At 43.3% G+C, this 18,381-nt stretch carries 17 protein-coding genes and 1 other RNA gene; 6 read left to right on the forward strand and 12 right to left on the reverse strand.

Going from position 1 to position 18,381, the window contains the following annotated elements; genetic code table 11:
* Positions 1 to 202 precede the first annotated feature (202 nt).
* Both ACMFL8_RS04880 and ACMFL8_RS04885 read right to left on the reverse strand, forming a co-directional pair.
* A complete protein-coding gene (locus tag ACMFL8_RS04880; protein ID WP_194620128.1) occupies positions 203 to 985 on the reverse strand; it encodes a response regulator in 783 nt (260 codons plus the stop codon).
* Between the two features lie 413 nt (positions 986 to 1,398).
* Entirely contained in the window at positions 1,399 to 2,784 is a 1,386-nt protein-coding gene (locus ACMFL8_RS04885) for a glycerophosphodiester phosphodiesterase family protein (protein ID WP_413190255.1), read from the reverse strand.
* A 160-nt stretch (positions 2,785 to 2,944) separates the two neighbouring features.
* On the opposite strand from ACMFL8_RS04885, the gene ACMFL8_RS04890 reads away from it, so the two are divergent.
* The 3 genes from ACMFL8_RS04890 (at position 2,945) to ACMFL8_RS04900 (ending at position 4,821) form a co-directional block, all read left to right on the forward strand.
* The gene (locus ACMFL8_RS04890; RefSeq protein WP_413190256.1) at positions 2,945 to 3,616 is read left to right on the forward strand and encodes an alpha/beta hydrolase; all 672 of its coding nucleotides are present in this window, start codon (positions 2,945 to 2,947) and stop codon (positions 3,614 to 3,616) included.
* Between the two features lie 85 nt (positions 3,617 to 3,701).
* Positions 3,702 to 4,080, forward strand: a transfer-messenger RNA (tmRNA) gene (gene ssrA, locus ACMFL8_RS04895).
* A 366-nt stretch (positions 4,081 to 4,446) separates the two neighbouring features.
* Complete coding sequence (locus ACMFL8_RS04900) at positions 4,447 to 4,821, forward strand: hypothetical protein (protein WP_413190257.1); 375 nt, start codon at positions 4,447 to 4,449, stop codon at positions 4,819 to 4,821.
* Positions 4,822 to 5,009: 188 nt separating this feature from the next.
* Here the strand turns inward: ACMFL8_RS04900 and ACMFL8_RS04905 are convergent, their stop codons facing one another.
* The 3 genes from ACMFL8_RS04905 to ACMFL8_RS04915 form a co-directional block, all read right to left on the reverse strand.
* Positions 5,010 to 6,674: an alkaline phosphatase D family protein gene (locus ACMFL8_RS04905; RefSeq protein ID WP_413190258.1), complete on the reverse strand. Its 1,665-nt coding sequence runs from the start codon at positions 6,672 to 6,674 to the stop codon at positions 5,010 to 5,012.
* A gap of 224 nt (positions 6,675 to 6,898) precedes the next feature.
* Positions 6,899 to 7,288 (reverse strand): hypothetical protein, encoded by a 390-nt coding sequence (locus ACMFL8_RS04910; RefSeq protein ID WP_194620121.1) that lies wholly within the window; start codon positions 7,286 to 7,288, stop codon positions 6,899 to 6,901.
* 108 nt (positions 7,289 to 7,396) lie between these two features.
* The gene (locus tag ACMFL8_RS04915) at positions 7,397 to 7,630 is read right to left on the reverse strand and encodes a hypothetical protein (RefSeq protein WP_194620120.1); all 234 of its coding nucleotides are present in this window, start codon (positions 7,628 to 7,630) and stop codon (positions 7,397 to 7,399) included.
* A 182-nt stretch (positions 7,631 to 7,812) separates the two neighbouring features.
* On the opposite strand from ACMFL8_RS04915, the gene ACMFL8_RS04920 reads away from it, so the two are divergent.
* The gene (locus tag ACMFL8_RS04920; RefSeq protein ID WP_194620119.1) at positions 7,813 to 8,127 is read left to right on the forward strand and encodes a hypothetical protein; all 315 of its coding nucleotides are present in this window, start codon (positions 7,813 to 7,815) and stop codon (positions 8,125 to 8,127) included.
* Between the two features lie 115 nt (positions 8,128 to 8,242).
* On the opposite strand, the gene ACMFL8_RS04925 is transcribed toward ACMFL8_RS04920, so the two are convergent.
* Complete coding sequence (locus ACMFL8_RS04925; RefSeq protein ID WP_010199475.1) at positions 8,243 to 8,758, reverse strand: hypothetical protein; 516 nt, start codon at positions 8,756 to 8,758, stop codon at positions 8,243 to 8,245.
* 320 nt (positions 8,759 to 9,078) lie between these two features.
* Between ACMFL8_RS04925 and recJ the strand changes: the two genes are divergently transcribed.
* Positions 9,079 to 10,890: a single-stranded-DNA-specific exonuclease RecJ gene (recJ, locus tag ACMFL8_RS04930; RefSeq protein ID WP_413190259.1), complete on the forward strand. Its 1,812-nt coding sequence runs from the start codon at positions 9,079 to 9,081 to the stop codon at positions 10,888 to 10,890.
* Between the two features lie 265 nt (positions 10,891 to 11,155).
* On the opposite strand, the gene ACMFL8_RS04935 is transcribed toward recJ, so the two are convergent.
* From ACMFL8_RS04935 to ACMFL8_RS04960, 6 genes are all read right to left on the reverse strand, one after another.
* On the reverse strand, positions 11,156 to 11,821 hold the full coding sequence (locus tag ACMFL8_RS04935) for a trimeric intracellular cation channel family protein (RefSeq protein WP_010199481.1): 666 nt from the start codon (positions 11,819 to 11,821) through the stop codon (positions 11,156 to 11,158).
* An 89-nt stretch (positions 11,822 to 11,910) separates the two neighbouring features.
* Positions 11,911 to 12,546, reverse strand: coding sequence for a trimeric intracellular cation channel family protein (locus tag ACMFL8_RS04940; RefSeq protein ID WP_189584397.1), 636 nt, complete (start codon positions 12,544 to 12,546; stop codon positions 11,911 to 11,913).
* 14 nt (positions 12,547 to 12,560) lie between these two features.
* Positions 12,561 to 13,697, reverse strand: a complete 1,137-nt coding sequence (locus ACMFL8_RS04945; RefSeq protein WP_413190260.1) for a multidrug resistance efflux transporter family protein — start codon at positions 13,695 to 13,697, stop codon at positions 12,561 to 12,563.
* Between the two features lie 178 nt (positions 13,698 to 13,875).
* A complete protein-coding gene (gene queE, locus ACMFL8_RS04950) occupies positions 13,876 to 14,607 on the reverse strand; it encodes a 7-carboxy-7-deazaguanine synthase QueE (protein ID WP_352310179.1) in 732 nt (243 codons plus the stop codon).
* Between the two features lie 227 nt (positions 14,608 to 14,834).
* A complete protein-coding gene (dapD, locus tag ACMFL8_RS04955) occupies positions 14,835 to 15,656 on the reverse strand; it encodes a 2,3,4,5-tetrahydropyridine-2,6-dicarboxylate N-succinyltransferase (protein ID WP_010199491.1) in 822 nt (273 codons plus the stop codon).
* 165 nt (positions 15,657 to 15,821) lie between these two features.
* A complete protein-coding gene (locus ACMFL8_RS04960) occupies positions 15,822 to 16,763 on the reverse strand; it encodes an alpha/beta fold hydrolase (RefSeq protein WP_413190261.1) in 942 nt (313 codons plus the stop codon).
* 302 nt (positions 16,764 to 17,065) lie between these two features.
* Between ACMFL8_RS04960 and ACMFL8_RS04965 the strand changes: the two genes are divergently transcribed.
* Positions 17,066 to 18,181 carry an FAD-dependent oxidoreductase gene (locus ACMFL8_RS04965; RefSeq protein ID WP_413190262.1) on the forward strand — a complete coding sequence of 372 codons (1,116 nt, stop codon included), beginning with the start codon at positions 17,066 to 17,068 and terminating at the stop codon, positions 18,179 to 18,181.
* Positions 18,182 to 18,381 lie beyond the last annotated feature (200 nt).

Here is an 18,381-nt window from a genome sequence, read left to right on the forward strand (position 1 = left end):
GCTATTTGACGTTATAGAAGATCGGTTTTAATCAAAATATGGCTATATAGTCGATACTAAATAAAATGGGTACACGACATAATGATGCGTGACTGGCACAAACTTTTCTTGCTTGCTGTGCCTACGCAGACAGAGGCTACGAAAAATTTATACCAGTCACGCTGTCTCTTTTTTATATTGACCTGACTATAGTTAGTTATGACTAAGCGGGACATAATGCGTAACCCAATCCACGGTGAGTATGAATAACCTCAATGCTCGCGTCGACAGTGGCCAGCTGCTTACGAATGGACTTAATATGACTGTCTATGGTTCTGGCCAAGCGATGATCAGGGTAGTCGCTCACAGCGCTGAGTAATTGCTCACGGCTAAAGACTTGATTGGGTGCTTGTAATAATGTCAGCAAAATTTTGCGCTCGGTATTGCTGAGCTCCAGCTTTTGCTCTTGCCACATCAAGGAGTAATTGAGCGGTTGGTAATGCCAAACGCCAGATTGACATTCAAACGTCAATGCTTGCCCTGACATACTATTCGAAGAAGCACGGTTAGTTGTATTATCGGTGGCTGTGGTATGAGTAGCAGATTGCTTAGACAGTAATTGCTCACGTCGCCAAATGGCTTTTAGACGGGCAACCAACTCGCGCGGGCTAAAAGGTTTGGCACAATAATCATCACCGCCCATCTCTAAACCCAAAATCCTATCAACCTCGTCGCTACGAGCCGTCAAAAATACGATAGGGATGTCTTTTAAGCCATCGATATCAGGGGTGTGTCGTATTTGTTGGCAGAGGCTGAGACCATCACCATCTGGCAAGCCAACATCTAAAATAATCGCCGATAGATCTTGCGCCTCAAGGCTATGAAGCATTGGTAACACGCTGCTCGCATTGTCTAGCCAAGTGATTTTCCAGCCTTCACGTTTGCAAGTAACTTTGAGTGACATCGCAATAGCAGGATCGTCTTCTACCAGTAAAATATGGGTCATAGTTTCTATATCGTTTTATAATTTTAGTAAATTATCGTAGCACAAAACAGCAGCCTGCTCTTGCTACCACTATCCAAACAGTGTGAAAACTTGATGGAAAAGCAGGGTATTAGGGCATGTCCTCATTTTGAAAATGGAAATAAAAAGAGATAGATTTTTGCCAATCGATGGAAATTTTGCAGAGAATATGAACATATTGTCTATAAATTTTCGAAAAGTGGCGAGAATATAGCCTTTTTTAACCCATTTAAAAGGTTTTGTTCAGATTGAGGACACGCCCTAAGCAAATGGTTCTTATCCAATGATGCTGATACAACCAATGGAAAATAAAAAACCAGCTTAACAATAATTAAGCTGGTATTGGGCGTGTCTTAATATTAGACACTTAGATAAGAAAAAGGAGTCGGATTAACCTATTTTAAGCCTTTGCAGTTGGCATAATAACTCACTGTAGCAGGCCAATCTGAAAAGATACCTTGAACACCGACGTCTTGTGCCAACACATCGATATAATTCATCATATCACCATCATTATTGATAGCCTCGCCAAGACCACTATAATACCAGTCACCGCCATCGGTTAATGGCCCTGAACGCTCTATCGACCACGTAATGATTTTTAGGTCATTGGCTTTTGCTTGTTTTGCATAGGCTGACGGTATCATTTTTCCATTGTCATCAGTTGTGACTAATAGCCAAAGTGCTGGCGCAATGATGTTAATGCCACGGGCTTTGATCTCAGCCAAGGAGTGCTTCCATGTTGTCGCATCATCTTTATCAAACGTCTTGTTTTTAGCGGTTTCATTACTGTCATCGATGAGATAAACGGCATTGGCACCATAAGCTGGCTCATTTTTTATCCAGTAATCAAGGTCTTCTATATTGAATGACTGCGCAAATACATCGTTTGCAGGCACACCCGCTGTCTTATAAGTCTCTATGAGCTGTTGGCGGTAATCGTCTAAACGGTAACCATTGAACGGCATGGTCACGGCAGGCGCTTTTAGCTCAGGCGTGTGCTTCATGCCCAGTTGGCGTGCTAATGCGATATGCTCTTTCAAAGTCAATACCTTGCCATTTTGTGAGTATAAGTCCGTTCGCCAAGGCGCAGTCGCATTCATATATTCATCGATACTGGTCGCTTTTTTATTCGCGGCGTCCATTTTCCCTGTGAGGGTTTTAAATTCACTTGCGCTAATGTCTGAGGTACGGCATTCAATACTGTCAGCATTGGTCAGTACACCATTGGCATCTATGATTGGCGGTACGGTGCACTGTTTGGCCAGCGGGGTAGCAAGGATATTAGTAGTGGTATGCAGATCGTCTTGTGCATGGCGGCAGACCAGCTCACCGTCATTGGTAAAAGCCACGTCACATTCTAATATGCCTGCACCCATTTGCGCTGAGGCAACATAGCTATCATAAGTATGTTCAGGTAGTTGTAATGGCGCACCTCGATGGGCAATAGAAAAGTTCGTTTTACTAGGTAATTGTGCTTTGCAAGCCAACAGCTCTTCTTTTAATGGGCTCTCATCCATATCATTGATCAAATAAAATGGCCGCACACCATAGGTATAGGCGAGAGGCTTAGCAGGCAAGCTTTTTGGTAATTGTTTTAGTGATGGCTTGATAGTTTGATTGGATGTTTGAGTCAATGTGGTATTGCGTATATCGTCTGCGGCCATTGATAGGGTGCAAGTAGCCCCTAGTGCTATGGCTATACTGACCGTCTTAACGGTTTTAAATGGCGTTTTTTTGAGTTGATTGAGCGTCGCCACTGAATTATCTAACATTGTCATGTAAACTGTCCCTACAAAAAGTGAAAAATAATAAGTACAATATTGCTGTCATTTATCCATCCCTTACGTTACCTGATAATTTTTAAAAGATAATGACAGGCGAGTGATTGTTACAAAAATATTTCACTCCCAATTCTCAAAACTGTATTAAGGATCAGTCATGACTGACTATTTAGACGCTGTTACTGTTGAACATAACCCTTCTCAAAAAAAGATAGATCGCGCTGTCATTTGGTTGCATGGTTTGGGTGCCAGCGGCCATGATTTTGAGCCAGTAGTACCGCAGTTAGAATTGGCTAATGATATGGCAGTACGCTTTATCTTTCCACATGCACCTAAGCGCCCAGTGACCGTGAATGGCGGGATGGTGATGCCTGCTTGGTACGATATTTTAGAGATGAGCCTTGAGCGCAAAATCGATGTGGCTCAAATTGAAGAGTCTGCCCAACAGATCAATGATTTGATTAGCCGTGAGGTTGAGCGCGGTGTTGCTCCTGAGCATATTGTGATTGCAGGGTTTTCGCAGGGCGGGGCAGTGGCTTATCATGTGGCACTCGGCTATCCGAAGCGCTTGGCTGGCCTGATGACGCTCTCTACGTATTTAGCAACCAATGATAATATTGATTATAGTGCTGCTAATAGAGACATGCCAATATTGATTGAGCATGGTACTCACGACCCAGTCGTTCCTGTGATCTTAGGCGAGCAAGCGCAGCAGCTTTTATCAGCAAAAGATTATAATGTGTCTTATAATACCTATCCAATGGCACATCAGGTATGTATGCCACAAATTCAAAATATTGGTAAATGGTTAAATAAAGTATTGGCTTAGAGAATTGAGCTGTAACGTAATGTAATGAGGGTGTTTTATAGGTTGAAAGTTGGTACTTAATTCCTATATAATACTCGACCTTATTGGGGATGTTCTGGCTTCGACGCTGGTGATGAAACTCAATGATGCATGTCGAGAGTATATGTCCTCTCGTTAATCCAACATATATTGTTATAGTCGCAAACGACGAAAATTACGCTCTAGCAGCATAAACCCAGTTTACTTGGTTTAGACCCTGCTTACTAAGTTGCTGATCACCTACAGTTGGTCAACTAAGTTGAAGCGTCCGCATGTAGGCTCGCCACAAGGGATTGTCTCAATCGCTTGGGTTCAAAAGTAGAGAATCGGCTAATCCATCCTGACTGTCGGATCGGTGCAGACTAAAATTAAAGACAGAAACTAAACATGTAGATTCATGAGCGTAATGCTGGCGGACGCGGGTTCAACTCCCGCCATCTCCACCAAATATTTTAAATGAAGTCAGTCACTTAGGTGGCTGACTTTTTTTATGGCAATTTTTTGTTATTAGCTTTCCTGATTAGCTTATATAAGCTTAACCATATCAACTATAGACAATAGTTACTTGGAGGAGTTTAGTTGATTCGGTGTAATGGACATTTTTTATGCTGGCTCAGGTTTTAAATCTATATACCGTCTTACTATTACCAACCGCACACGCAGTTTTACATTTCCTGTCTTAAAAAATAGCCCTCTATCTTATAGGATACATTAACAAAGCACGACCTACCAAGCATGCAAATGAATGCTGGGTGATGGTCATAAAGTCAGGCGTGCTAACGTATATTATAATTGAGGTCAGGGATATATCCATGTTTGATATCAAATCATTTTTTAAAAGAGAAGTAGAAAAAAAACTCATCAATGTAGACGATTATATTTTTATGCCTGAGCGAGTAGAGATGGAGCTGGAGGACGGATTATTAAATTGTGTACTCAACAGTGATGGTCGAGTCGATATTTTTTATAGTAAGCAAGGCGTGACAGAGGTCAGCTCGGCATCGCGTAAGCATCCCTTTACGGCATTCGAAACCGAACTATATCATGGTGTTTATGATGACGTTATTAATGATTTGATCAAAGAAGTAGACAAGATTATCGATGGCTCTTCTAAGTATTTTAGTCGCAGTAAAATACTGCCTTTCGCAGCAGCTCTGTCACAGAGTCCAGTTGACAAAAACAAGTAATAAGCCAAAGTAATAAGCCAAAGTAATAAGCCAAAGTAATAAGCCAAAGTAATAAGCTGAGAGGAGTGGATAGTACAAAGGCTCAGCAATAAAAAGGGTGCGTTATAAATAACGCACCCTTTTTGTTGTTTTGTATTCTCAACGAACATTACTTTAATGCTTTAAATATCTGTAGCACTTAACGATACTTATATTTTCATCCCGACGGCTTTATTTGCAGCAGCTAAAGCAGCGACGTTGGTGATAGGACGAGATTGACTGCCTTCAACCAAATGATTGGTCTTCGTCTGGGTATACAGCCCTTTGGCAAAGCGAGTGCTGTCATCGCGCTCAGTCAGTGTATCCGTATAATACCAATCGCACTGGCAGGCCTGCTCGGTGATATCGAGTAGCATATATCCATGATCGGTTTGATTGTTAAACTTCTGATGGGGATTAGCCTCTGGTCCATTGTTATTTTCAGGGAAGGCAAGGGAAGTCAGAGCAGGGCAAACGAACTCGACAGCCAGCGACCCTGCACCAGTATTTGGGTTGTAGCTGCTAGCATCAAATGGGTTTTTACAGACATCAAAAGCGAAGGAAGCATGGTAATCGCCAGTCAGCACGACGGTGTTATCGATATTGTTGTCTTCAATAAAATTGAGCAGACGATCGCGCGCACTGGCGTAGCCATTCCAAATATCTCCAGAGTTGGTCGCAGATGCACCTTTGAACGGCGCTAAAATGACTTGTTGTCCCAGTATTTGCCATGTCGCATCGCGGCGCTTTCCCTCTAGCATATTTAGATAGAGCCAGTTTTCTTGCTCAAGTCCTAGCAGTTGACGCTCAGGCTCATTACTGGCTGTCGCATCTAGCTTTTCACGGCCAAATATACGCGTGTCTAACATATTTAGATCAAACAACTTACCAAACTCAAAGCGTCGATAAATCCGCAGCTGACTGTCGAGCTCGTTGCTGCTATCGTCACGGATAGGCATCCACTCGTGATAGGCGCGAACCGCTGACATTTTACGTTCTATATAGCTGCCTTTACTGTCAGTATGGAACCGAGCACCACCCTTCCATGAGTTGTCTGCAATCTCATGATCGTCCCAAACGGCGATAAAGGGATGTTGGCGATGACATTCTTGCAAGTCAATATCAGTGCGATAGCAGGCATAGCGACGACGGTAATCTTCTAAGCTAATGATTTCATTCTTTGGGTCTATCGGCCGCTCTTCTATCAAGGATTGATCCCGATAAAACCCCTCTGGATACTCATAAATATAGTCACCCAAATGCAACACGGCTGATATATCTGCTTGTTTAGCGATATCTGCATAGCCATTAAAGTATCCATAGCCATAATTAGAGCAGGAAACCACTGCTAAGCGCACGTGATCTACTTCGCTGGCTGGCAAGTCTGCATTGGGTATCGTGCGCGTGCGACCGATAGGGGATGTATAGCCTAAAGCTTCAAAAGTGTAATAGTAAGTGGTATTAGGTTGGGGAAGTTTTGGGTCGACTTTGACCGTAAAGTCAGACTCTGAGGTGGCCAATGCTCTGCCGCTAGCGACAATGTTTTTGAGCTCTGGATCTGTCGCGATGACATATCCGACTGGAATGCTAGTGGTACTGATACTGCCGTCATTGGTGATTCGTGTCCACAGTATCACTCGATCATGCAAAGGGTCACCGCTGGCGATTCCATGTACGAAAGGTGCTGCACCTTGATAGCTCAAATCATCTAATGGCGCCAAGCTATCTGACTTCACAAAATCATTATTATCATCTCCACAAGCACTAAGCTGGGTCAATAATGCGCCAGCGACAGTAGCTTGACCGCCTAGTTTTATAAACTCACGTCTTTTCATCTATCATCCTTGATATCTGTTAAAAGTAATGATCATTTAAAGTCAGCTTAAAATAACTAGGATAACAGTAATTCAGCGAAAAATACTGCTAATAGTCGACTGAATTTGACAACGTATCCGATTTATATAGGGCTGACTATATTTTAATAATCTATATGAAGAAGCTGGGTTAAGCAATCGCTAACCCAGCTTATGTTCACTCCAAAAATACAAAGCGTTTTAATTTATTTGGTGAAACTTGCATAACACGTTTGTAAAGATTTGGCGACGACTCTGGTTACCAACTGTGTGCGATACTGTGTGTCTATCGCTGCATTACCCAATTCAACAAGGGTCACTTGCTGCGGGGCTTGCTCACTGACACAGCCACAGACATTGCTTTTTATGGCTTCTTCTTGCGTTTCAGTCATGGCTACACTGGCAATGCGCCAAGCGCTTTGATTTTCAATCTGACTACGGCACTGATTATCAACTGCTGCTTTAAATACGTTCATACCGATATTATTTGCTGTACCAATCGCATTGCCAGCATTAGTATTCATACCGTCCGTCGTTGTGCAACCCGCTAGGGCGAAGGTAGCAAGCATAGCCGTTGAGATTAAGATTTTTTTCATGGGTTAGTCCTTTAAAGTGTCGGCGCTATTTAGAACTGTATATTATCAGCAAAACCTAATAATGACACCATCAACTATACCGTATCTGATTTTAGAGGATTCACTCTGTTAATCCAGCCATGCATAAGGATGATAATACGTATAGGCTTTATAACCAATGTATCCAATAATCATCAGTAAACCACCCACGATAAATAACCACGTAGTGATGTGTTTCCACGAAAAGTTATCAAAACTGTCATTAAACACCGCAGAAATACTGGCGATGAAAAGCATGATGCAACCCAACAGCAGCATTACTGTTGACGTGAACTCATAACCATCTATTCTAAAATGTGGCATGTAATAATCTACGTATAAAATTCATCTTAATGTAACGAGTTTTATAGATAAGAGAGATGAAATTTACATGGAGTATTTATGTAGTAAATCCACTATAAAAGTTCGCATTGTCGACCCACTTGGATCTGACTATGCACAGAGAAGTGATTCAAAATATATTTTAACTAGGGGTAAAATGTCATATGAATCGTAAGTTACTTATTTTCTGTGTCTTAATTGCTTTAATACCCAGCCTGTTTTTTATAAGAAGTGTATATGTGATGTCTGATTATCATATAGAGCAGTGTCATTGGAAAGGCTCTACATCAAAAGTCATGGGAGATGGATTTAGTTTTGATAACGATGTTCGGCTCGAAGATGGGGTAATTCTCATAGAGAACAAACCAACAGCGAAAATAATGGTTAGAAAGTATCGTCCTTATGCAGATAACATTATTATAATTAGTGATATAGAGTATTCTGAGTTAGAAATGTATTATGAAAAAGGCTGTCATTAAATTGAGAAATTAAACCTATATATGCATATGCGTAACTAAGCACAAAAAAACCAGCTAAGACAATGCGTCTTAGCTGGTTTTACTTTATAGAGCTATTCTCTATTGTTTAACAGAGTTAGACATTCTTGCCGTGTTGCTTTTGCTGAATGTCTTTTGCTAATTTGTAGCACTCTTCGATATGATCATTCGCGATTTTTTTGAAAATCATATAGCCCATCGTAGCAGCAACCATTTGGCCACCTAACGGGATGAATTTCGTCACTTGCTTGGCAGCGATACGACCGCCGAAGCCTTGTACGGTCTTTTTGACGATACCGCGCGTCGCCATTAATCCTGCAAAATCGACAGTACGATCTTTTAGAGCACCCCAATGAATCGCGCGTGACTCTAGGTCAACTGCTGATTGACGTCCTTCAATCAAGCCAAAGCGTTCACTGATTTCTGGCAATAGTTGGGTAAGCATGCCCGCATCCACAGCAACATCAAAAAATGGCACAGGAATGATGGCGACACCGGCAGAATATTTGGCGCGTTTTTTGACCAGCTTTTGGCACTCTTTTTTTACTGTTTCCAAATCTAAGCTAGGATCGATAGTATTTGGTAGTTTTTCAGCGGTTGGTGTGGTTTTCATAACGCATCCTTATAAATAGTTAAAATAAAAAAATCAGATTAAAAGTCTCAATAGATAGCAAGTCTCTCAGTTGGTTACTATTTTATGGATTTATAAGAGGCATACAATCATTGCTTTGTAGCAAAATGCAGAAAAATACGGTCACTATGCACCGTTTTTGTAAATGCGCAGTTATGTGCGCTAGGTAGGTAAGCATGGATAACTTGATTTACGCAGGCAGTAAAGTATGATTTATTACAATGTAATGCAATCAAAAACGATATACCGAGGCATTATAAATTACCATTGTGACCCTCTGCTAAAGCCAGTAGAATAGCCTCATGCTAAATTTAACCCCCCGTTATACCAGCACTCGCATCGACGAGTTGCCCACCGCGTTGCAACCACTTGCCGCCCAATCATTAACGCTCGCTCGCTTATATGCAGCTCGCGGTATTACCCAGCCCGATGAGCTTGAGACTGGCCTGTCAGGTCTGTTGCCCGCAGAGATGCTGCATGGCGTCACAGAAGCAGTGCGTCTATTAGACGTTGCCATCGATGACGGTCAGCGTATCCTTATCGTGGGCGATTTTGACTGTGATGGCGCGACCAGTACCGCGCTGATGATGCGTGCACTCAAAAAAATGGGCGCAGTTGTCGACTTCCTAGTACCAGATCGCTTTAAATACGGCTATGGTTTGACGCCAGAGATTGTCGAATTAGGCATTAAGACGTATCAGCCAGAGTTGATTGTCACGGTAGACAACGGTATATCAAGTCATGAAGGCGTGGCACGTGCGCAGGCCGACGGCATCACTGTGATCATTACGGATCATCATCTGACTACCAAAGAGACACCACCTGCTGAAGCGGTGGTCAATCCCAACCAGCTCGACTGCAACTTTACCAGCAAAGCGCTCGTAGGGGTCGGCGTGGCATTTTATGTGCTCGGACGCTTAGCTAAGCTGCGCCGTGAAGCCGATAAATCTACCGTGCAAGTCAGTCAGTATTTGGATTTGGTGGCGCTTGGGACGATTGCAGACGTTGGTGTACTGGATAAAAATAATCGCATCTTAGTGCATCATGGACTGGCGGCTATCCAGCAAGGACGCTGCTGTCTGGGTATATTGGCATTGCTTGAGCAAGCGGGCCGTGATCCCCAAAAGATGCAGGCGCAAGATTTTGGTTTTGTATTAGGACCTCGTATCAATGCTGCCGGACGTATGGACAATATGCGCATCGGTATCGAGTGTCTATTGACCGAAGACTGGAGTACGGCGCAGCGCTTGGCGCAAGAGCTTGAGCAGCTAAACCGTACCCGTCGTCACGTAGAAGGTGAGATGCGCGCGCAAGCGGATAGCATCGTACAAGCATTAGCTGCTACTAATAACGATAATGATGCTGACGAAAGCGGCGATACTATTATTCAGCATAACACTGAGAGACAGGCTGTTAATAATCAAGATCGCAGCATTATTTTGTATCAAGATGACTGGCATCAAGGTGTTATCGGTATCGTCGCTGGACGTTTAAAAGAAAGTCATTATTTGCCCAGTATCGTTTTTGCGCCAGCAGATACAGAGCGTACAGGTGACGACGATGCCATTAAAGGTTCTGCGCGGTCTATCGCTGGCGTGCATATTCGTGATGCGATTGAACAAGTTGCTGAGCGCCATCCTGACCTAATCAGCCATTTCGGTGGTCATGCGATGGCAGCAGGTCTGACCTTGAAGCGTCGCAACTTTGAGGCATTTGCCACAGCGTTCAATGACGTCATGGCAGAGATGGAGGATGACGTATTTGCTGAGCAGAAATTCACCGATGGAGCGTTGCAGGCGAGCGACTTTAGCTTATGGTTTGCTGAGCATTTGGCCAATGCCAGTATTTGGGGTCATGGCTTTGCACCGCCGATATTTGATGGGGTATTCGAAGTATTAAGCTTTAAGGTATTAAAAGACAAGCACCTTAAACTATCACTGCGTTATCCTGATGTGCAGTATCCGATTGAAGCGATTTATTTTAACTTCGATAGCGAGGCATGGGACTATCGTGCCGAAAAAGTGCATGTGTTATTTCAATTGGATATTAATGAATGGAATGGCAAGCAAAGTCTGCAACTGATGGTAAGGGACTTAGCAGTCGTTAATGAATAAGGATGTTACCTTATTCTAAGACTACGAAAAGACAATAATAAGGCGTCAACTGTGTTTAAGGTTGACGCTTTTTTAATATTGGCATTGTAGGGCGTGTCTTCATTTCAGAAATGGCGATAAAAATGAGATAAATTGCCGTCAAACAAGAAAAATAGCGTAGATAATATCGGGATATTAACAAGCTATTTGACGATGTTTGGCAAGATTTAGCCATTTTTAGCCCATTTAGATGACTATCGAGTGAATTGAAGACACGCCCTAGGGTTTAATACTTCCATTCAAGAGCAGGGAATTGCCAATCGTAGCGAATGGCGAGCATTCTTAACGTAAAAATCGTAGTCATGGCAGAGATGTCAGCAATCCAATCCGCCACGCCTAAATTGTGCAGGGCAAAGTATAGAATGCCGCCTGTTAAGGCTGCGGTGATATAAATCTCTTGCTGTAGCACCAGCGGAATCTCATTGCAAATCATATCGCGGATGATACCGCCGACAATAATAGTAATCACCCCAAGCAATAACGCCACGGGCACATTGGCGCCCATACTATCGGCAACCTTGATACCAATCAAGGTAAAGGCTGACAGACCAATGGTATCGGAGAGCTTGAGAAATCTATCGACGCGTCTTGAATTAGGACGAAAAAATATTTGTGTCGCTAATGAGCAGAAGGTGATGACGGTCAAGTAGCTCATATCTACCATCCAGAACAGTGGATGACGATCCAAAATTACATCACGGACGGTGCCGCCGCCGATAGCGGTCACGATTGATACCAACAAGCAGCCAAAAACGTCGAATTTTTTATGTTTTGCTAGGATAGTCCCTGAGATACTACAAGCCACAATGCCGATCATGTCAAACAAGTAGAGCAAAGAACGCGGGTCGAACGTCGTGATCAGTACCGTAGGGTCCAACGCGATAGCCAACATGTGCGAATCTCAGTAAGTTTTTATGATGATTGGCTAAGCATTATAAGCGAATATAAGAGAGGTTGCTTTTTAAACAATCCAAATCCGTCTTATTTAACCAAGCGAATAGAAGGCAGGTGCCAATCAAAGCGCAACGCTAACATTCGCACTGCAAAGATAACGCCCAGCATAACAAATTCATTCAATCCGGCATCCATACCCAAACTGTCAAGCAGCAAATAAGTGACCGAGCCTACAATACTTGCAGAGATATAAATCTCGCGCTGTAGCACCAGCGGTATCTCATTACAAATAATATCACGTAGCATACCGCCAATGATGGCTGTCCAAACACCCATCATAATGGCAATCACGGGCGACATATCTTGGGTCAATGCTATTTTAAAACCAATAACGCTAAAGGCGGCTAGCCCAATGGCATCAAAGAGTTTGAGGGCGTTATCAATCTTGTGATACAGATGAAAAAATATCTGTAGGATAAGGGAGGTGACGGTGATGACAATCACATAGTTAAGATCGGTCATCCAAAATAGCGGATGGCGATCTAGCGCCATATCGCGTAGCGTACCACCGCCAATGGCATTGACCATCGAAACTAAGATGCAGCCAGCAATATCGAACCCTTTATGTTGGGCGAGCAAAGTACCGGCGATAGCACAAGCAATCACACCAACCATATCGAGTAAATACAGCAGAATATCAGGAAAAATAAAATTATTCATCATAGCGTTATTTGGTCTCACCCATCTTTGGCAAATAGTACCAGTCCCAACATAATCAGCCCAATACCGACCAACCCCAATGTGGAAGGTATCTCGTTGTTGAGCAATAATATACCGCCTATCAAGGCAAATATCACCTCGCTGGCTTGAGTAGAATCAACGCCCGCAACCTCACTTGAGGTAACCGCTTGCTCACGTGCATACAAAAATATGGTGGTCGCTGCCACACCCGCCAATAGAGCAACGAGCAACGTATTAAATATTTGTGAGACTTGTGGTTGATCAGGGCGCACTATAATGCCTAAAAACATCCAAAAGGGCAAACTCCCGAGCGTCATTAGCCATACTTTATTAAAGGCATTTTGCAGCAGCGTGGTTTCGATAGAGGGAATACGAGCAATTAGGTTTTGTAGGGATGATGTTGCCGTCTCACTTTTATATGTACTATCGATATCGGTAGCATCATAAGTGGCAGCTGGTAAATCATAGGCTTCAGATATGAGTGGCTCATTACTATTGAGATTGTCTCGTTGAGCCTTTAACGCCGCTGCTTCTTGTAGATGAGTATTACGCTGGCGAGCATTATGAGACGCTTGCCAAACCAATTGATTGCCAATGGGATAGCTAAAAGCGGCGATGAGAGCAGGTAATGCGCCATAGAGCAGCATATCAGACATGGGGACGGCATCAGCATCGACTATGGCCGCCGCGTGCAAGCCTTCGCTGACATTGACCAGTACCACACCGATAAAGACAATAACGGCATAAACGATGAATTTTTTATCAAAACGTTGGCCAAATGCCAGTAAGACGAGCAGGCTAGTCACGACGGTAAACATAAAGGTGGCTGCTACCACCCAACCGGCGACATGGTCGGCGGCATAGCAAATACCCGTATAAAATAGCCCAAATCCGATACTGCCAGTCAGGCACCAAAAACCCCAGTGCTGAAAAAAAATCGCTGTTAGCGCTTTGATACGACCAAAACCATGCTGCATAACAATAACAGCGGTGATAATCAACCACATAAAGACATAGCGGAGACTGGCTGACCAAAACCAGTGACCGCCTGCATCACTCATCAGCTCGTTTAAAATAAAAGTGGAACTAAAGAACGCACCCGCCAACAAGCCGAGCAAAATGAGTTTGACCATCCCTGAATCCTTACCGTTGGCTATATAGAGTCAATCCTCTATAAATTGGATACGGTGTCAAGCTTGCTCAGTCTACTACTTGTAGTACTTTCACTCGCCTTCCTTGTATCCAAATTATACTGAACCGACTATATGTCCGTTCGTTTAGTGATTTTTACCTGCTTTTTTATGGGCTTTTCTATTTACCTTTAGCATCTGCCCAAATGATTTTGTGCAATTGTAATTGAAAGCGGACAGGCAAGGCATCAGCCAGCATCCATTCAGCAAGTTCTCGTGCTAACACAGGTACGTCAGGGCTGAACTGTTCATCGATATCATCGGCGACGTTAAACATCGGAGAAAACCAAACGGTTCCGACCAATTCATTTAGCTTATGCTCGATTAGCATAGCTTGCGCCCAGTCGTAATCTTTACGGTTCATGATGACAAACTTGATTTGGTCATGCTGAGTAAGATGGTCCAAATTTGACCATAAGTTTTTATCGACCTCGCCTGAGCTTGGCGTTTTAAGATCCATCACCTTGCTGACCGCTGTTGGTACGTTTTCTACCGTGAGCGCGCCTGCGGTTTCAAGGGATATCTCATAACCGTCGCTCAGCAAACGTTTCATCAATTCAATGGCATTCGGCTGCGCTAATGGCTCGCCGCCTGTCAGACAAATACGCTTGCAAGGATAAGCTTTGATAGTTTCTATAATGGTCTCTAGCGACTGACGTTCGCCGCCCGTAAATGCATATTCGGTATCACAATAGACACAGCGCAGCGGGCAGCCAGTCAGACGCACAAATATCGTCGGCAAGCCTGACGTTATCGCCTCACCTTGCAAAGAGTAAAAAATTTCAGTCAGACGTAATCCTGCTTCAGGATCAGTGACAGGAATAGCGGCGGTGCGTAATGGTGATTCACTCATAATATGTCAAATACAGTTAAAGGTTGATAAGGCGATCAGGCACTTATCAATCGTAATAAAAAAGGCAGATGGTTGTGTGGGTGTTTTTATGTTTGCATAAAGCCAAACCAACAAAGGATTATAACGCAACACCTTATATTAAGCTGCAAAAAAGATGCTGGAGTCATCCTCCAGCATCTTTATATAAAGTATATGTTATTTAACAAATAATGGTACGTGCTAAATATTTAGGCTAAGCGTAATAGCTCATTTACCGATGTTTTTGCACGAGTTTGCGCATCTACTTTTTTCACGATGATAGCAGCGTACAAGCTGTGCGTGCCATCTTCTGACGGTAAGCTACCCGGTACGACAACAGAACCTGCTGGTACACGGCCGCGATGAATCTCGCCAGTCTCGCGATCATAGATACGCGTTGACTGACCGATAAATACACCCATCGAGATGACTGAGCCTTCTTCGACGATCACGCCTTCAACAATTTCAGAACGCGCACCGATAAAGCAGTTGTCTTCGATGATCGTTGGATTCGCTTGCAATGGCTCCAATACACCGCCGATACCAACGCCGCCTGATAGATGCACGTTTTTACCGATTTGGGCACATGAACCGACCGTTGCCCACGTATCGACCATCGCGCCTTGATCGACATATGCGCCGATGTTGACATACGACGGCATTAATACTGCGCCTGCCGCGATGAATGAGCCTTTACGAGCGACTGCCGGTGGTACAACGCGTACGCCTGCTTCTTTAAACTGTGCTTCAGTCCAGTTAGCAAATTTAGTTGGTACTTTGTCATAAAACTGTACATGCTCGCCAGCTGCTTGAACGTAGTTGTCGTTTAAGCGGAATGATAGTAATACCGCTTTTTTTGCCCATTGATTGACGACCCATTCGCCATCTTTCTTTTCGGCAACGCGCAAGCTACCGTTGTCTAGTTGCTCAAGGACTTGATTGATAGCATCACGTACGTCTTGTGGCATAGTGCTTGGGCTGTATTCATTGCGGTTTTCAAAGGCTTGTTCAATGGTTTGTTGTAATGACATGGATAAAAATTCCTAAGATGGATGAAAGGTAAATAAAAAGATTTTATCGTTAACTATATCGTAAAGAATCGACTAAAAATATTGCCTGCCACATTGTCGCTAATTTGGCAGCTTTTAGCAAATAAGTTGGGCGTAATGGTCATTGCTTATAATAAATAATGCCGTCTAGACCGTTGAGCTATTATCGTCTATCCATTCTAAGATATCGTGATAGACCACTTTATTAGCCTGCTCATGTAGGGGCTCGTGGCGCATGTTTGGATAGAGCTTTACACTCACGTTATTAAAATTTTGTTTCTTTAGGCGGCTGACAATATTGCGAATGCCGCTGCCCATGTCACCGATGGGGTCGCTTTTTCCACTGGCAAAAAGCATCGGAAAGTCTTTGGCAATTGTCGTGGCCCAGCCTTTATGCAAGCTAGTTGCCATCAAGGTAAACAACGTCATAAAACCATTATTGGTAAAGTCAAAACCCGTGAGTGGATCGGCTTCATAAGCGGCGATATTGGTTGGGTTTTCACTGATCCAAGCAAACTGTGAATCAGAAGTACGGTTATTAAGCTTGCTGTTAAGTACCTTGTTCATTACCTTGGCAAATACGGCGTTTGGCTTTCTTGGTGCAGCTTTTGCCAATAGTTTATTGATTGGTAGTAGCACTTTGGTCAACGGATTGGCATCAGCAGTGCCCATCAAGATAGCACCGGCAAAGTCTTGAGCATGATGTTTGAGGACATTACGGACAATAAATGAGCCCATAGAGTGTCCCATGACAAAGTGCGGCACATGAGGATGACGAGCCTTTAAGCTATCAGCCATAACGATGACGTCTTTTAACAATGACTGCACCGGATGCTCGCTGCCAAAAAACCCCAAATCAGCGTGTGTTTTTACCGTTTGACCATGACCAAGCTGATCGTAAGTTGCTACTGCAATACCATTATCAGCCAAAAACTGGGCAAAGTCCGCATAGCGACCGCTATGCTCTGACATGCCATGGACGATCAGTAGCGTGGCTGTAATCTTTTTGTCGCTATCGCGCGGCTCAAAGAAGGTATGATGCAGATAGTGGGTATTATCAGAGGAGGTGATCTGGTCAGAATTACTCATAAGCGTAGAATCCTTGCATGGTTAGAGGATAAAAACAAACTGTTTTTATGGTTTTTAAGTGTTTAACGACGAGCACTAAACGTATTGTCAATATGGCTTTGCTAGAGAATAAGCCGTCAGTCAGGTTGTATTATCAGGATAGGTGATTGCTGCCACCAATTTAATCACAAAGCCTTAGCAGGTCAATATTATTTACTGAATCGTCGTTATCGTACAATAGTCTTGCTTTAAATGCTTTTAACTTATGTTTTAATTTCTATTGCCAAACCATTCAAAAACTATCAAAGACACTGAGCGATGAGATGCCCACAAAAAAAATGCCTGTAAAAAAACTGCTGTTGGCAGGTGCTGGTCATGCGCATATTGGCTTGTTGCGTCGACGCTGTATGACACCTTCCATCAAATTAGATATCACATTAATCAGCGCACAGCCGCAGTTTGTTTACTCTGGTATGTTACCTGGTTGGATGGCGGGACATTATACTTTAGATAATATCCGTATCGATATAAAGTCACTCTGCTCTCAAGCAGGTGTGCGCTTTATTCAGCAGCCAATCACAGCAGTAGACGCTAAATCTCAGCAAGTCATGACCGCTGACGATAGGCATTATAGCTATGATGTATTGTCATTAAACACCGGTGCAGATACCGATATGCGCTGGTTACATAATGCTGAGACGAGTAGCGTTATCGCTATTAGGCCATTATCAGAATTTATCAGACATTGGCAGCAGATTCTGACGGATGCTCGACAATCTAAAAAGTATCAACTGGCTATCATTGGGGCTGGAGCGGCAGCGATAGAGTTGGTCATGGCTGCTCAAGTAGCACTACAGCAAATCAACACTAACCATCAAGTGACACTGGTGTGCGGTGAGCATCTTTTATCGGGATTTAATCCGCGTTTTCAGCAGCGTGTTATGAAGCAGCTATATCGCCATGGCATTAAGATGGTTCAGGAGCGAGCAACAGATTATCGTGATGGTCAGCTGTCAACCGCTACTGACTCGTTGACGATGGATGCGGTTATCGCTGCGACTGGCGTGATGGGGTCGGCATGGACAGCCGCTACTGACTTGCAAACCATTGATAATGGTTTTATCGCTGTCAATGCCCTGCAACAGAGTGTCTCCCATCCGAATGTGTTTGCTGTCGGCGATGTAGCAACGCGAGTAGATGAAGACATGGCACATTCGGGAGTTCATGCGGTACGTGGCGGTGCTATAGAAGCTGATAATTTGCTAGCATATCTGAGAGGTGAGCCTATGCAGAAGTATCAGCCCAAAACACGTACGCTATATTTATTGTCTTGCGGCGATAAATACGCTATCGGCAGTTGGGGCAAGTTTAGCGTGCAAGGTCGCTGGGTTTGGTATCTAAAGCGGCAAATCGACAAGCGCTTTATAAATGCAAAATAACGCTTTTGACCCGCTTTATAATTTACATTTGACCATGATATTTCCTTTTTAATAGAAATACTAGGGACATAATACGGTATCATTGATTAGTTAAACTGGAAAGAAAGCATAAATTGATTAGCAACTTGTCAATAATAGCTATGATTTCTATTGTGGTTTAATGATGATACTCAAGATTTTTCATTATCAATGAGTTTGTA

Origin of the sequence: Psychrobacter sp. AT9 (assembly GCF_047272965.1) — a bacterium.
Lineage (GTDB): Bacteria > Pseudomonadota > Gammaproteobacteria > Pseudomonadales > Moraxellaceae > Psychrobacter > Psychrobacter glaciei.